17 protein-coding genes are annotated in these 15,102 nt (G+C 65.3%); 3 read left to right on the top strand and 14 right to left on the bottom strand.

Annotated elements, in window-relative coordinates:
- Positions 1-2: 2 nt before the first annotated feature.
- From AC3WUT_RS23005 to AC3WUT_RS22980, 6 genes are all read right to left on the bottom strand, one after another.
- The gene (locus AC3WUT_RS23005) at positions 3-563 is read right to left on the bottom strand and encodes a VOC family protein (RefSeq protein ID WP_492349401.1); all 561 of its coding nucleotides are present in this window, start codon (positions 561-563) and stop codon (positions 3-5) included.
- Positions 564-582: 19 nt separating this feature from the next.
- Positions 583-1,599: a zinc-dependent alcohol dehydrogenase family protein gene (locus tag AC3WUT_RS23000; protein ID WP_492349400.1), complete on the bottom strand. Its 1,017-nt coding sequence runs from the start codon at positions 1,597-1,599 to the stop codon at positions 583-585.
- A gap of 2 nt (positions 1,600-1,601) precedes the next feature.
- Positions 1,602-2,180 carry an amino acid synthesis family protein gene (locus AC3WUT_RS22995; RefSeq protein WP_492349399.1) on the bottom strand — a complete coding sequence of 193 codons (579 nt, stop codon included), beginning with the start codon at positions 2,178-2,180 and terminating at the stop codon, positions 1,602-1,604.
- 32 nt (positions 2,181-2,212) lie between these two features.
- A complete protein-coding gene (locus AC3WUT_RS22990; protein ID WP_492349398.1) occupies positions 2,213-3,184 on the bottom strand; it encodes a tripartite tricarboxylate transporter substrate binding protein in 972 nt (323 codons plus the stop codon).
- 89 nt (positions 3,185-3,273) lie between these two features.
- A complete protein-coding gene (locus AC3WUT_RS22985; RefSeq protein ID WP_492349397.1) occupies positions 3,274-4,134 on the bottom strand; it encodes a fumarylacetoacetate hydrolase family protein in 861 nt (286 codons plus the stop codon).
- 418 nt (positions 4,135-4,552) lie between these two features.
- Positions 4,553-5,269, bottom strand: a complete 717-nt coding sequence (locus AC3WUT_RS22980) for a GntR family transcriptional regulator (protein ID WP_492349396.1) — start codon at positions 5,267-5,269, stop codon at positions 4,553-4,555.
- Between the two features lie 34 nt (positions 5,270-5,303).
- Between AC3WUT_RS22980 and AC3WUT_RS22975 the strand changes: the two genes are divergently transcribed.
- A complete protein-coding gene (locus AC3WUT_RS22975; RefSeq protein ID WP_492349395.1) occupies positions 5,304-5,891 on the top strand; it encodes an NADPH-dependent FMN reductase in 588 nt (195 codons plus the stop codon).
- 43 nt (positions 5,892-5,934) lie between these two features.
- Here the strand turns inward: AC3WUT_RS22975 and AC3WUT_RS22970 are convergent, their stop codons facing one another.
- On the bottom strand, positions 5,935-6,477 hold the full coding sequence (locus tag AC3WUT_RS22970) for a cupin domain-containing protein (RefSeq protein WP_029413709.1): 543 nt from the start codon (positions 6,475-6,477) through the stop codon (positions 5,935-5,937).
- 12 nt (positions 6,478-6,489) lie between these two features.
- The gene (locus AC3WUT_RS22965) at positions 6,490-7,599 is read right to left on the bottom strand and encodes an alcohol dehydrogenase catalytic domain-containing protein (RefSeq protein WP_492349394.1); all 1,110 of its coding nucleotides are present in this window, start codon (positions 7,597-7,599) and stop codon (positions 6,490-6,492) included.
- Positions 7,600-7,735: 136 nt separating this feature from the next.
- Between AC3WUT_RS22965 and mhpA the strand changes: the two genes are divergently transcribed.
- Together mhpA and AC3WUT_RS22955 are read left to right on the top strand one after the other, a co-directional pair.
- Positions 7,736-9,334, top strand: a complete 1,599-nt coding sequence (gene mhpA / locus AC3WUT_RS22960) for a bifunctional 3-(3-hydroxy-phenyl)propionate/3-hydroxycinnamic acid hydroxylase MhpA (protein WP_492349393.1) — start codon at positions 7,736-7,738, stop codon at positions 9,332-9,334.
- Between the two features lie 77 nt (positions 9,335-9,411).
- Complete coding sequence (locus tag AC3WUT_RS22955; RefSeq protein ID WP_492349392.1) at positions 9,412-9,822, top strand: nuclear transport factor 2 family protein; 411 nt, start codon at positions 9,412-9,414, stop codon at positions 9,820-9,822.
- A 104-nt stretch (positions 9,823-9,926) separates the two neighbouring features.
- Here AC3WUT_RS22955 and AC3WUT_RS22950 read toward each other — a convergent pair whose 3' ends face one another.
- From AC3WUT_RS22950 to AC3WUT_RS22925, 6 genes are all read right to left on the bottom strand, one after another.
- Complete coding sequence (locus AC3WUT_RS22950; RefSeq protein ID WP_492349391.1) at positions 9,927-10,391, bottom strand: VOC family protein; 465 nt, start codon at positions 10,389-10,391, stop codon at positions 9,927-9,929.
- Positions 10,392-10,403: 12 nt separating this feature from the next.
- Complete coding sequence (locus tag AC3WUT_RS22945; protein WP_492349390.1) at positions 10,404-11,222, bottom strand: NAD(P)H-dependent oxidoreductase; 819 nt, start codon at positions 11,220-11,222, stop codon at positions 10,404-10,406.
- Between the two features lie 284 nt (positions 11,223-11,506).
- The gene (locus AC3WUT_RS22940; protein WP_492349389.1) at positions 11,507-12,259 is read right to left on the bottom strand and encodes a helix-turn-helix domain-containing protein; all 753 of its coding nucleotides are present in this window, start codon (positions 12,257-12,259) and stop codon (positions 11,507-11,509) included.
- Positions 12,260-12,402: 143 nt separating this feature from the next.
- Positions 12,403-13,272 carry an NAD(P)-dependent oxidoreductase gene (locus tag AC3WUT_RS22935; RefSeq protein WP_492349388.1) on the bottom strand — a complete coding sequence of 290 codons (870 nt, stop codon included), beginning with the start codon at positions 13,270-13,272 and terminating at the stop codon, positions 12,403-12,405.
- A 28-nt stretch (positions 13,273-13,300) separates the two neighbouring features.
- Positions 13,301-14,290, bottom strand: a complete 990-nt coding sequence (locus AC3WUT_RS22930; protein WP_492349387.1) for a Bug family tripartite tricarboxylate transporter substrate binding protein — start codon at positions 14,288-14,290, stop codon at positions 13,301-13,303.
- 10 nt (positions 14,291-14,300) lie between these two features.
- Positions 14,301-15,098: an enoyl-CoA hydratase-related protein gene (locus tag AC3WUT_RS22925; RefSeq protein WP_492349386.1), complete on the bottom strand. Its 798-nt coding sequence runs from the start codon at positions 15,096-15,098 to the stop codon at positions 14,301-14,303.
- Positions 15,099-15,102: the final 4 nt, after the last annotated feature.

Below are 15,102 nucleotides of genomic sequence, written 5' to 3'. Positions count from 1 at the left end.
CGTTAGGTCGATGCAGTCTTAACGACCTTGCTGCGTGCTGCAAATCGCGCCGCCCATTCCTCCACCGGCATGAAGCTCGGGTCGGTGCGCACCACCCCCTCGGTCTGGGCCCAGATGGCCTCGTCGTCCTGGTCCAGGTCCAGCGGGTCGCCGTGGGGCTGGCTCACGTACCAGGGGGTGTCCAGGTACACCTCCACGGTGTTGTCTTCAGGGTCCATGCAGTAGATGGAGATCGCGTTGCCGTGGTTCAGGCCGCGCATCTTCGTCGCGCCCAGGGCCAGGGCCCGGCGGCGCGCCTCGCGCAGGTGGTCCAGGGTCTGGACCTTGAAGGACAACTGCATCACCGTGCTGGGCGCATCGGCCCCGCGCCCGCCGGCCAGCACCAGTTGATGGTGCTGGTCGTCGCGCCCGCTCAGGAACACGATCTCGAAGCGGAAGGTGACACCCTCGCCCCGGTCGGTCTCCTGCATATCGAACACGCCGGTGTAAAAACGCTTCATCACCTCCAGGTCGCGGCAGAAGATGCCACAGTGCGAGAGGTTGGCGCTGTAGGGTGGATTCATGGTGGCGGCCTCCATGGGGTCAGGGGATGAGGACGAGCTTGCCCAGCGTGCCACCGCTGTCCAGCAGCTCGTGCGCCTGGCGGGCCTGCGCCAGCGGCAGGCGCATGGCGCGCGGTGCGCGCACCTGGCCGCAGGCCATCAGCGCAATGGCCTGCTCCATCAGGCCGCGGCGCTGCGCGATGTCGGCATCCACCGCATGGATGGAGAAAGTGCGGATGGCAAGGCTTTTGGCCAGGAGCTTGCGCAGCTCGTCGAACACGTCGCTCGACGGCGGGCCGGCAAGGATGTTGTACGACACCGCCATGCCCGAGGGCGCCAGCGAGCGCAGGCAGGCGATAAAGAGCGCCGCACCCACATGGTCGAAGGCCAGGTCCACGCCCCGCCCGCCGGTGAGCTCCATCACGCGCTGCGGCAGGGTCTGCACGTCATCGCCATCGACGAGGTCGGTGACTCCGTTCTCCAGCGCGAAGGCGCGCTTTTCCGGGCTGGATGCCGTGCCGATCACGCGCAGCCCGCGCGAGCGCGCCACCTGCGCCAGCGCCGTGGCCACGCCGCCGGCCGCGCCAGGCACCAGGATGGCCTGCGCCGGCAGGTTGCCGTTACTCGCCAGAAGCGCCAGCGCGAGCTGGAAGTTGCCCAGGCTCACTGCGTCGTCGAACGCAATGCTCTCTGGCAACACGAAAGGCACGGCCTCGGCCACGCAGATGGCCTGCACGTAGCAGCCTCCGCGCTGGGACAGCTCGCGCGCGCTGACCAGCACGCGCTCGCCCACGGCCAGGCGGTCCACGCCCGGGCCCACGGCATCCACCACACCGGCCAGCTCATTGCCGGGCACGGCGGGCAGCGGGGGCATCCATTTGTAGGTGCCGTTGCGGATCAGCACGTCCGGCCCGCCCGCGCCGATGGCGTGGGCGCGCACGCGCACTTCGCCAGGGCCCGGCTTGGGCTCGGGCAGGTCCACGAGCGACAGCACCTCGGGGCCGCCGGTGACATGCAGCTGCACAGCCTTCATCGTCATGGTGGTGTGTGCTGCCATGCTCAGCGCTGCCCGTCGTGCACGCTGACCTGCTCGCGCGTGAGCCCGCCCAGGCGCGAGTGGACGCGCCCGCCATTGGCCATCACCAGTGCGAACAAAATCTCGTTGGGGCGCGGTGCGTCCTGTATGCCCACCTCGGTGCTGTTGAAGTGGCTGCGCACATAGGCCGCATGGATGTAGTGCAGCGGCACCATCAGCCGGTAGCCCGTGGCCGCCACGGCCTTGGCCGCAGGCACGATGGCCTTGGGCTCGCCCAGCACCTGGCGCATGGCCCAGCCGCCCGCCTCGTGCCAGACCGCGCCATGCTCCAGCTCGCCGTTGACGCCGACGATGGCCGCCTTGCTGTAGGCCTGCACGTTGTCCTTGCCCAGGGTGTCCACCAGCTCCTGCGCCAGCAGGGTCCCAAGGCTGCGCAACTCGGCCATGAAGGGCAGCAGGTCCGGCTCGTAGCGGCCGGCATAGGGGTTGTGAATCACCGCGCAGGCCGCAGCCACGCGCAGCGGCTGCTGGGCTGGCGGGCCGCCTTCGTGGTAGATGGTTTCAATGCTGAGGCTGCGTTTGCGGATGGCGATCAGAGTCATGCGAAAAGTCTTTCAGTGAATTCTTCGGTCGTTCATTGTTTCGGTATCTTGGCATCGGCCACCACCTGCTGCCACTTTTCGAGCTCGTGGCTGACCATGGCCTTCATCTCCTCGGGCGTGCTGCCGCGCGCCTCGCCGCCCATGTCCTCCAGCCGCTGGCGCACGGCGGGCGCCTGCAGCGCGCGCAGGGCTTCGGCGTTCAGGCGATCCACCACGGCCCGGGGCGTGCCGGCCGGTGCCATCAGGCCGGCCCACGAGCGCACGTCATAGCCGGCCACGCCCTGCTCGGCCACGGTGGGCACGTTGGGCAGGCCCGGCCAGCGCTGCGCGCCGGTGGTGGCAATGGCGCGCAACTTGCCGGCCTGGATGTTGGCCATCACCGCCGTGGGCGGTGCGATGATGAAGGGCACGTCCCCCGCGAGCAAGGCGGTGAGCGAGGCGGCATCGCCCCGGTAGGGCACGTGCAGCAGGTTTACCCGCGCCAGCTTGGCCAGCAGCTCGCCGGCCAGGTGGTGGGTGGAGCCCACCCCCGCCGTGCCATAGGCCACCGTGCCGGGCGCGGCCTGCGCGCCGGCGATCACCTCGCGCAGCCCCTGCACCCTGGAGTTGGTGTTGACCACCACCAGAAAGGGAAAGTAGGTGACGGTGGAGACCATCTCGAAATCGGTCACCGACTTGTAGGGCAGCGTGTTGTACAGCGCACCCGCCACCGCATGCCCACCGGTGGCCAGCAGCAGTGTGTAGCCGTCGGGTTTGGCGCGCGCCACGGTGGTGGCGGCAATGGTGCCGCCCGCGCCGGACTGCGCCTCCACCACCACGGGCTGGCCCAGCGCACGGGCCATCTCCATGCCCACCGCGCGGGCGATGGCATCGGCATTGCCGCCGGGCGCAAAGCCCTGGTAGAGCTTGACGGCCCGCTCCGGGTAGGCCTGGGCCAGGGCCGGCAATGCCGGCCAGGCAACGGCAGCCGCGCTGCAGGCAGCCAGCAGGTGTCTTCTGTTCATGGTGCTTGTCTCCATGGGCGGCGGCCGTCTTGGGGCCTGGTGCTCTACCCGTTGGTGATGGATGGATGGGATCTGGGGAGTGGCAACGCTCAGGCCTGCGCGACCACCGGGTTGCGCAGCAGGCCGATGGCCTCGATCTCCACCTCCACCACGTCACCGGGCTTCATGAACTGCGGTGGCTTCTTGCTCCAGCCCACACCGGCCGGCGTGCCGGTGATGATCACGTCGCCGGGCACCAGCGTGAAGATGGTGGAGGCGTAGGCAATCAGGCGGGGGATGGAGAAAATCATGTGGCCCGTGTGGCTGGACTGCACCACGGCACCGTTCAGCCGCGTCTCCAGCTTGAGCTCGCGGCCGGGGGCGATCTCGTCGGCCGTCACCATCCAGGGGCCGAAGGCGCCGGTGGACTCGAAGTTCTTGCCCGATGCGATCTGCTTGGCGTGGAACTGCCATTCGCGCACGCTGGCATCGTTGTAGCAGCTGTAGCCTGCAATGTGCGCCCAGGCATCGGCCTCGCTTATGTCGCGGCCTTCCTTGCCGATGACCACTGCCAGCTCGCCCTCCCAGTCCAGCGACTCCGACACGTGCGGACGCACGATGGGGCCCTGGTGCGGTGTCTGCGAGCGCCATACGCGCAAGAAGATCGGCGGCTGCTCCGACAGCTCGCGCTGCATGCCAGCGGCCAGCACCTCCTGGTGGTGGTCCATGTAGTTGCGCACCGCGCAGACGATCTTCTCGGGGCGGGGGATCACGGGCAGGTACACCACGTCGGCCAGATTCGCATCGGCACCCAGCCCGGCCACCAGCGCATCGCGGCGCGCGAAGTCGGGGCTGGCGATGAAGTCGGCCAGCGTGGCATGGCCCGTGCGCGCCGCCAGTTCGGCCACACCATCGTCGACGACAACGCCCCAGGTTTCACGGCCGGTGATCGAGTAGGACATCAGTTTCATGGGTTTCCTTCAAAGGGATGGGAGAGGTGAAAAGAACGGCTACCCGGAGTGAATATTTCCAGCCGCAGAGTTTGTGCATGACGTTATTTTTATGCATAAAACAATGCAAATGCATAGTGGTTTACACCAAGCACAAAATTTGTGAGGCGCGAAAGTGCCTGCCAGCGGCGGCGCCTCAGGTAATCAACAGGGGGGAAAGTTGCGGGTGGCCGGCATCCGACCCCGCGTTCGCCAGGCAGGCAGCGGCGTGGCGCCTGGGCTGCGTTGGCGCGGATGCGCTGGGGGTGCGCGAAGAGAAAGGCTGAAAGGGATGCGCGGGGCCGCGATGGCCGCCAGGGCATGTAGGCGGGGCGTGCAGCCCGCTACCGGTCAGTTGGATGCTGGGACAGCCAGGAGCCCTTCAGCCCTGGCCGCAGGCTCAGCCCTCCTGCTGCTCGACCTGGGCCAGCACCGCCATCACATTGCGCTGGGTGCTCAGGATGTGCTCTTCAAGCAGCGCGCAGGCGGTGTCCGCATCGCGGCGTAGCGTGGCGTCCATGAGCTTGCGGTGCTCGTTCGACTTGCGCCGCGAGGTCTTGCGAAAGCGGGCCGAGTAGCGGCGATAACGCTCGGCCTGGTCGAACAGGCTGGCGCTCCAGGTGCGCAGGCGCTCGGACGGGCTGGCGGAGATCAGCGCGGTATGGAAGGCGGTGTGCAATTCGGTCCAATCGTTGTCCAGGATGACCGGCCCATCGCCCAGGCGGCCTTCCACTTTTTCAAGCCGGTGGTAGGCACCCACCACAGAGGCCTCCCACGCATCGTCGCCATGGGCGATGGATTCGCGCAGCGCCTGCACGTCCAGCATCACGCGCATGCGGGTGATGTCGGCCAGGTCTTCTTCCGAAATGGCGGCCACCCGAAAGCCGCGCCGCTCGTCGGCCCGGATCAGGCCCTCCTGGGCCAGGCGGCTCAGGGCCTCGCGCAGCGGGCTGCTGGAAAAGCCATACGCCGTCTGCAGCTCGTCGAGCTTGAGCTTGGCACCGGCACCGTAGGTACCGCTGAGCACATCGTGGCGCAGTTGTGCAAACGCCTGGTCAACCAGGGGTGGTGTGCGCGTGGGCGTTTCTTTTTTGTACATGTTTTGAATTTTATGCATAAACTCAAACAATTGAAAGAAGGAGCAAACCCCAGTGACCGCCAACCCGAACGCCGCCCCCACCCGCCTCGTTGCCATATCGGGCAGCATCCGCCGCGCATCGCACTGCACGGCCGTGCTGCGCAGCCTCACACCGCTGCTACCACCCACAGCCACGCTGGAGTTGTTCCCGCTGGGCGACGTGCCCATGTACAACGCCGACCTCGATGGCGACAGCCCACCGGCCGCAGTCGCGCAACTCAAGGCTGCCATCGCGGCTGCGGACGGCCTGGTGATCTGCTCGCCCGAATACAACTACGGCATCCCCGGCGTGCTCAAGAACGCCATCGACTGGGCATCGCGCCCGGGCTTCGCCTCGCCGCTCAAGGGCAAGCCGGTGCTGGTCATGACCGCATCGCCCGGCACGGCCGGCGGCGTGCGCGCGCAAGCGCAGATCCGCGATGCCCTGGCCGCCACGCTGGCCCGGCCGCTGGTGCGCCAGCATATCGCCATCGCAGGCGTGGCCAGCCGCATCCAAGACGGCCGCCTGGTGGACGAGCCGACCCTGGGCTTCATCCAGGCCGGCCTTGTGGACCTGCTCGGCGAGATCCGCTGGCTCCAGGCCGCGCGCCAGCAGGCGTGATGCACGCAGGGGCCTGCCGCCCCTGCAAGCCCCGTCATGGCCTTCAACCTGGCCGCCGCGCCCCCATCAGCACGAAGAGCATCGTGGCAGGCTGGTCGGTGTGGTTGCGCCAGGCGTGCCGGTTGCCGTGCTGCACCGCCACGTCGTGCCGGCGCAGCAGCACCTGGGCGCCGTCGTCCAGCTCCAGCGTGATCTCGCCCTCCAGCACCACGTCGTAGTCGATGCTCTCGGTGGTGTGCATGCCCGGGTGATCCTGCTCGAATCGCTCGGCCAGGCCCGGCACCTTCTGCGCAAACTCCGCACCAAAGGCCGCACCGTCGAAATCCGCGCGCATCATCACCGCGTCCGGCGGGAAGGTGACGAACATCAGCAGCGTCTCGCCCGCTGCCGGCACGAAACCGGTCTGCCCAGTGCGGTCGGCCACCGCCCCCTGGCCCAGCACCTCGCCGGCCGAGGTGGCCCACAGCAAGGCAGCGGCAAAGCCCTGTGCGCTCTCGAACTCCACGGCACGCGGCGCCACGCCGTCCGTGAACACCTGCGAGCGGCCGTTGGCACCGACCCCCGCGACGATTCGCCTGATTTGCATGGTGGGCACCTCTCAGGGATTGATGACGAAATTGCTGAACCCGCCATTGCGCCCCGCAATGCCCGAGATCGCCTCGTTGATACGGTCCAGCGGATAGCAGACATGCTCGAAGACCGACAGGTCGAGCGTGCCCGCCTCGGCCATGTCCGCAATGTCCTGGCCCTCGCCCGCGGTGAACCAGGCCGAGCCTTCGATGGATTGCTGCTCGTCCATCATGGTGTGCAGGTCCATGCCCACCATGCCGGCAATGGCGCCGATGTTGTAGGCCCGCCCGCCGCGCCTGAGGGCGCGCACGCCCTGCTGCAGCGTCTCGTGCGAGGCGCCGGGGCCCAGCGCGTCGAAGAAGGTATCGACCCCCAGGCCCTCGGTGCGCGACTTTACCCAGGTGTCGATAGCACCGCCGTCGGCATTCGAGAACACCTCGATGCGGTCGGGCGCCAGCGCCTTGACCCGGTCCAGCAGCTCCTGGTTGCGACCCGTGCCCAGGATGCGGGTGGCGCCCATGGCCAGCCCGAACAGTGCGCCGCCAATGCCCAGCGTGCCGCTGATGCCGTTGATGAGCACGCTCTTGCCCGGCCCCACGCCTGCCTTGCGCATGGCAGAGTACATGGTGCCCAGGTAGCCGAAGCGCGCCGCCTCGTTGAAGCCCACGTTATCGGGCAGCTTTACCAGCGCGTACTGCGGGGCGATCATGTACTCGGCCAGACCGCCGTTGGGATAGTTCTCATAGAGCTTGAGCGAGTTCTGCGAGAAACCGAAGTAGCCGCTGAACGCATAGTGCGTGCAGTTGATCAGGTCGCCGTTGCGGCAGGCGCGGCAGCCGCCGCAGTACAGACTGGGGTTCACGTAGACGCGGTCGCCCGGCTTCCAGGCATGCACATGGGAGCCTACCGCCGTCACTTCTCCCGCGGGGTCGAGCCCGAAGACGGCCGGCAGCGGGGGCAAGGGCAGCTCCGGGAACCATGTGGTCCAGTTGGCCAGGATGTTGCCCAGGTTGGGCACGATGCCGCAGGCCCGGACGCGCACCTGCACGTCGTTGGCCGCAGGCTGAGGGATGGGCAATTGCTCGATCTCCATGGGGGCGCCGACCTGGTGCAGGCGGGCCGCTTTCATCATCGACATATCGTCTCCTTGTTAGATGCACAAATTCATCTTTGTGCATTTTTCAATCGAAGCACGGACACCGACATCAGGATCAACCCCTAATGCACATTTTATTTTTTTATGCACAATTCGCATTTATTGCATTAATTACACCATGACCAGCCACATCCCCTCTTCTGTAGACGTCGCCATCATCGGCTTCGGGCCCGTGGGCGCATCCATGGCCGCCCTGCTCGGGCAGCGCGGGTGCCGCGTCGCGGTCTTTGATAAGTCTGAGCAGATCTACCCCCTGCCCCGTGCTTTTGCGCTAGACCATGAGGCCATGCGCACCTTCCAGCAGATCGGCATTAGCGGCGCGCTGGCAGCGCACATCACGCCCTACCGCCCCACCATCTACCAGGGCGCAGACGGCCAGCCCATCCAGCATTTCGACATGGGACCTGCGCCCTACCCGCTGGCCTGGGCACCGTCGTACACCTTCAACCAGCCAGCGCTGGAGACCGCGCTGCGTGCGGCAGTAGGCGCACTACCCAACGTGAAGGTGCATCTGGGCCACGAGGTCACCGATGTCCAGGAGACACATGGAGGCGTGGCGCTCAAGGTGCAGGCAGCCGGCGGCAGCCCGCGCGAAGTGCATGCGCGCTATGTGGTGGCCTGCGATGGGGGCACCAGCCCCACGCGCAAGCGCCTGGGCCTGCGCCTCAAGAGCCTGGATTTTGACGAGCCCTGGATCGTGATTGACATGCATGTAAACGAATCCGTGCTGGCCCGGCTGCCCGACACCAACATCCAGTACTGCAACCCGGCACGGCCTTGCACCTACGTCGTCGGGCCGGGTACGCACCGGCGCTGGGAGTTTCTGCTGCTGCCGCACGAGGCCGAGCAGCGCGAGATGCCGCCCGAAGCCATCTGGCAACTGCTGGCGCCCTGGCTCGCATCGGGGGATGCGACCATCTGGCGCGCCGCCACATATCGCTTCCACGCCGTGGTGCTGGAGCAGTGGCGACGGGGTTCGGTGCTGCTGGCGGGGGACAGTGCCCACCAGATGCCGCCCTTTCTGGCCCAGGGCATGTGCCAGGGCCTGCGCGATGCCGCCAACCTTGCGTGGAAGCTCGACTGGGTGCTCAAGGGCCATGCGGGTGACGAGCTGCTGGACAGCTACGGCACAGAACGCGGCCCGCAGGTGGAGGCCGTCACGGCCACCGTCAAGCGCCTGGGGCAGATCATCTGCGAGCGCGACCCCACCCGGGCCCGCGAGCGCGACGAGCACCTGCGCGCCCAACAAGATCACCAGGTGCGCATGCAACTGCGCCAGAGCCTGCTGCCTGGCGTGCACCACGGCCTCATCGACCGCGATGAAGCACCGATGGGAACGCAGTTCCCACAGCCGGTCTGCCAGATCGGCACGGCGGGTCATGAGCAAATGATGGACGACCTGCTGGGCCACGGTTTCGTACTGGTCCTGCGCGATACGCCCTCGGCAGAACAGTTGGCGCAATGGACCGACGCGCTGCAGCGGCTGCAGGCGCAGGTGGCATGCATCGACACCACCACGCGCGCGGTGGCCGGTGTGCAGGCATTGCATGAGGCCGACGGCATCCTTGCGCACTGGTTCGGCCAGCACGGCTGCAGCGCGGCCTTGGTGCGGCCCGATCACATCGTCTACGGCGTCGCACAAGGTGCGGCACAGACCACCGAGCTGCTGCAGCGCGCCTGCGAGCACCTCACGGTGCAGGCAGCAACCGTCTCGTGACAACTCCGCAGCATTCCGCAGTGTCCCGCTGAACAGTACCGCCACCGCCCTCCGGGCTTTTAACACAACAGGCTCCCATGACATCCCCCACCGACTCCCCCTCCGACGCCGAAGCCCTACTGCTGGACCTGGAGGCCCAGCGCTGCGACGCCATGAAGCGCGCCGACTTTGCGCGGCTACGCGAGATCCTGCACCCTGGCCTGACCCATGTGCATGCCAAGGGGCAGACCGACGACTACGACAGCTACTTCCGCTCCGGCGGCACGCACGTCGACTATCAGCAAATCGACCGGTCCGACTTGAAGGTGCAGGTGCTCGGCACCAGCGCCGTAATGACCGGCCGCCAGCTGCTGGTGGCCGTGCGCAAGGACGGTACCGGCACCGTGCGCATCGACTCGCGCGTGCTGCAGGTATGGACGCAGGCGGACGGCAGAACGTGGCAGCAGATTGCGTTCCAGACCACGCCAATCGAGATGAGTATCACTTGATCCACAGCGGGCTAGAGTCAGAAGAAACATGACGTATGTGCGATGTTTTTCCCCATTTTCCCCCGAACAGAGCGCAGTAAGGAGCGAACAGGTGGAAAAACGGCTCAGACGCGCTTGTTTGCCCGTATCTCCAGAGTGACACCTGCCCCTTGGTCGCGGGTATCGAAATATGTAAAGCCACTGCGGTCTGGGAGCCGGCCCCGCATCCAAGGAGCCAATCCCAACGCCAAACTGTCGGCTTCGGCAGCATCCAGATTCGGCACAGTGAAGCCCAGATGGAAAACCCCTTCTCCATGCTTGTCCAGAAAGATGCGCTGAGGAGTGCCCCCCTCACCCGGCTCGCATAGTTGGATCTGGATGTTGTCCAGGTTGCAATACCGGTAGCGCAGTTGCATGAACGCATCCACGTCCGGCATGGAAAGCTCGTCGCGGAAAATGTCAAGAGAAGGAAAGTCCTGCCAGGGACCGACGCCCAAAGACTCGTAGTACGCCACGGCACTGTCGATGTCTCGCACCACTATGCAAACATGGTGCAAGGCCCGGAAGAGGCCACGTTCGGGTTCAGACATCTTGGAGAGACCTCAGGTGTGAAACGGGTGTTCTGATGGGCGTAACTGCTGCGCATGTTCTTGCGCCGACTGCACGAACGTCTGGCCGGCGCTCGGATTCCACTGCACGCCGGACCTCGCCACAACACCTGGCTTGAGTCTCTGGCTGTGGTCATAGTCGCTCCACGGGTGGAAAAAGAGCGGCTCTACGCTATCAATCACCTTCAGCCGCTCCGCATAGCCCGTCAGATAGCCCTGGCGCTCCTGGTCGGACACTCGCGCAGGCATCCAGGCTGCAAATGGGGGAAGAACCGAAAAGCCAGTGTAGGCTAGAGTCCCGTTGTGAATAGGCCAGAGTACATGGTGGAGGTCCCCATCAATACCGTTGGGCTCGTAAAGCGTCGAGGCCGTGCCGGTTGTGATGCACAGCATCGCTCTCTTGCCCTTGAAGTGGCCCGTCTCGTACTTTCGACCGCTCGAATAAGCGAAGCCACGACTGAAGACCCTATCAACCCAGCCCTTGAGGATTGCCGGCATGGAGAACCACCACACGGGGAAGTGGAAGAGGACAATATCAGCGGCCGCAACTTTCGCCTGCTCAGCCTTGACTTCAGCACAGTGTCCATCCGTAGCAAAGGCATGCTCCTGCTCGCCGGACAGATCCAGGTAATCCAGGTTGGCCCGCTCGCCCACAAAGTCGGACGCCCCCAGGGCCGGGTTCCAGCCCATGCGGTACAGGTCGCTCACGACCACTTCATGGCCCAGTTGCGTGAGGGTATTGACCGCTGTATCTTTCAGTGCAGCGCTGAAAGATGCGGGTTCGGGATGTGCAAACACGATGAGGATTTTCATATGCTCGATTCTCCATAGCGAGGCCTGGATACGATAGCTGGCTTCATGGCGTGATTTTGCGGATTTGCGCATAGTCAAGCGACCTTCCCGTGCCACCCAACCTGCCCACACCTTGGGACTTCTGAGCCTGTCCACCACTGCAGACTTCCCTGGGGCTTGGGCCGAGCCACCCCGCAGCTAAACCTGCAGGCCCGAGGGTCTGTCTTTCGCACATAACCATTGCCAGTTCCGGCAAGCTTTCAAACCTGCGGTGCGCTCGATCGAGCGACAGACCCACTTTCCGCTCAGCCGGACGTGCCCTTCACCATCTTGTGCGAAAGGCGGTACTGGGCTGGCGTGATGTGCGTAGCTGCCCGAAACTGCCGCGAGAAAGCACTGTGGTCCGAGTAGCCGCACGCGCTGGAGATGTCCGTGATGGCGTCATTGGTCTCTTCCAGAAGCTGGCATGCCTTGTCGATCCGCTTTTTCATCAAGAGCTGCTTGGGCGTGATGTGAAACACTTCTGTGACCAGTCGGGCCAGTGTATCGATCGATACCGAGGCATGCTCCGCGGCATCGGCTATACGCACCGGCTCGTCAAGCCTTTCGTCGATGAACTCCAGGAACTTGTTCAGCCGGTAGTAGCTGCGATGGCGCTCATTGGGGCGGGGCAGATCGCGCGACAGGCCCGCCAACCCGACGACCCGCAAGGTTCCGTCGAGAAGGGGAAACTTGGAGCTGAGGCACCAGTATCGCTCGCCCTTGTAGGTGCGGTAGAGCCTCAGCAATTCGCGGATCGGGTGCCCGGTCCGGATCACCTCTAGATCCTGGGCAATCGTGCTGGACCCGGACACCGGGAACAGCTGGTCCGCCGTCTTGCCCACCACGTCGGACAGCCCGTCCAGGCCACTGCGCTCAATCAGGGTCTTGTTGGCCCACAGGTACCGCCCCTCGGAATCCTTCATGTAGAAAAGGACATCGGGCAGCCCGTCGAACAGCTCTTCCACCAGTCCGGGGGTCCGGGCTATCCATTCCAGGGTTTGATTCTCGAGTCGCATTCGCCGCAATCCTTCATCGCCAGGCAAGCCTTGCACCAGCCTCAATGATTCTGACGCAAATTGCGGCGATGGCAGCAGTTTCATCCGTAGGCATCCCATCCCAGGCCAGGCTTCCTGTCCCGGGACGGGTACTGGGTTCTACATCAGAGCTGCTGGCCAGATTGCTCCAACAGCCACACCAGGGCCTCGTCAATCGTGGGCTCGACCTGGGATGGAGCCTGGCGCTCCAGTGCCTCTATGGTCTGCGCGAAGCGGCGCTCCACACCCGGCAGCACGACCGAAGCAATACCATGCTTGCCCAGTTCGCTGGCTGCATCGTGGACCTCGTGCGAGCGTCGGCGTGCGTGGATAACGTGGGTGCGCACCAGCATCTCGATGAAGGTGCGCAGCGGCGTTTCGTCGATGTCCCGCAGCTGCGCGTAGAGCTTTTCCCGCACCCCCTGCTTCTCGGCGGCCATCAGCAGTTCCACACTGAGCGCCTCCATGCCCTTGGTGAACACGCTGCGCAGGATCTTCAACGCAATCGCATCTCCCGCGACGCCGCCTTCAATGGCCTTGACCCGCCCATCGGCCTTGGCCATCAGCTGCGCAAATTCCGTTGAGCCCTCACCCGCAGCCAGCAATGGTGTTCTCTCGAGGCTCAAGGAGATAGCCCCCATGATGGCCACGTCCACATAGCGCAAGGAACCGTTCTGTGCACGGCTCGCCGCAGACCGCTTCGTATCCGGGCTGGCCGTGGTCATATCGCAAATCGTGCCCCCCGGACGGCCATGCAGCAGGCACTGCTCCACCACGCCCAGCGCATGAGCACCCGTCACGCACGACAAGACCCAGTCGCAGCCGGCCAGCCAAGCGTCGATCGAGGTATGCACCGGCAATCCCCAATCCAGCGCCAGGCCCACCGCCGCGGGCGCAGGCCGGGCATCGCACAGGCTGAGTTCATACCCTGCGGCGTGCAGGGCCCTGGCGTAGCAGCGCCCCACTTCGCCTAGTCCAATCATTGCAATTTTCATTGTCGTTCTTTCCAAAATATGGGGCAACTCAATCCGCCTTGAGTCCCAGTTCCCTGACCAGGGCACCGAGCGTCCTGGTATCTGCGCGCAGGGTCTCCAGAAGGCGGTCGCTGGAGCCGCCCAGAATCGTCGCCCCATCCGCCTCGAATGCGGCCCTCACTTCGGGGGAGTTCAACGCGGCGTTGATATGCGCGTTCAGCGTCGCGATGATGGTCGTGGGCGTTTTGGCCGGGGCCAGCACCCCATACCAACTTACAGTCTCAAACCCCGGAAAGCCCAGTTCCGCGACCGTAGGTACATCTGGCAGGGCGGGCGACCGCTTTGCGGAGGTGATGGCAAGTCCCTGCACCTTGCCACCCTCGATGTGCGTGCGAAGCGTTGCGCTGGTACCGATCCAGAACGCCAAACGCCCCCCAATGAGGTCGGGCAGCCCCTGGGCGATGCCGCGGTACGGTATGACGTTGAGCTTGACACCGGCCCGGCGCTGCAGCCGCTCGATGGCCAGCCGCGCGTTGGCACTCGGGAAACCAATCGCCAGGCTCTCCGGCGCCGCCTTGGCTGATTCGAGCGCCTTGACCATCGACGCAGAGCCACCCGTGGTGCTCGCGGCAATCACGAAGGGGTAAGAGGCAACCAGGGCAACCGGAGCAAAATCCTTGAAAGTGTCGTACGGAAGCTTGTCCGACATTGCCGGACTGAGCGCAATGTGGTCCGTGAGCGTGAGCGCCAGCGTGTATCCGTCGGCAGGAGACTTGGCCACCGCGTCGAGCGCGATGGTGCCGTTGGCTCCACCCCGGTTTTCGATGACAAAGCTAGCCTGCATCGTCTGCTCGAGCTTCTTGGTCAGGGCGCGGGCCACACGGTCTGCACCTCCGCCCGGAGGAAACGGCACCAGCAAGCGGATGGGCTTCTCGGGATACGCAGGTGCGGCGTGCACCGCCACTGGACAGGCCAGAAAGCCCAGGGCAGCGCAAGCTGACATGGCGGCCAGAGGCAGGAAGGTCTTTCTTCTTTGCATGCCTGGTCCCTCAGTGGGCGCTAGCGCTTTTGACCTTGCGGCGAGCCTCGAAGGCCTCGACTGCGCTGCGGTGCTCTGGCGTCTTGTGCAAGATGCTCTGGTAAGCCCCTGACATGGCCAGCAAGGCCTCCAGGCTTTGCCGGGGCGACTCCTGAAGCAGCTTCTTGGTGAAACGCAAGGCCGGGCCAGAGCGGGCCGCCATGCGTTGCGCCAGCCCCTGCGCCTCGGCGAGCAGGGCATCGGCCTTGACAACACGGCTCACTAATCCTGCCTTAAGCGCCTGTGCGGCAGTCAGTGCGTCGCCGGTGAAGCTCATCTCTGCTGCCATGGAGGCACCGACGATGCGAGGCAGCAGCCACGCCCCCCCATCACCCGGCACGATGCCGAAGTGGATGAAGCTTTCGGCAAAGCTTGCCGTGTCCGCCGCGATGCGGATGTCGCACATGCATGCCAGGTCGCAGCCGGCTCCAAGCGCCGGGCCGTTGACCGCAGCTATGGTCGGCACCTGGAATCTGGCGATGATCTGCGGCAGGCGCTGAATGCCCTCTGCGTAGTCCGCGATGATCTCCTCGCAGGGCATGCCAGGTTGCATGCACCGGTGCATGGTGCTGATGTTCCCGCCGGAGGAGAAGACCGAGCCAGCGCCCGTGATGACCACGACCTTGTCGGCGGGGTTGGCGTTGACCTCGGCGCACAGGGCATCGAATTCGTCAACGGCGGTGTTTTCGGTAATCGCGTTGCGTGTGGCAGGTTCCGACATGGTGGCAAGCACCACCCCACCCGTGCGCTCAATGCTCAAGAAGGACATGTCT

It is taken from the genome of Curvibacter sp. EU05-FHT14A10 (assembly GCF_058791075.1).
Note: the sequence above shows the minus strand (reverse complement) of the source record. Positions and strands in the feature narration are given on the sequence as shown.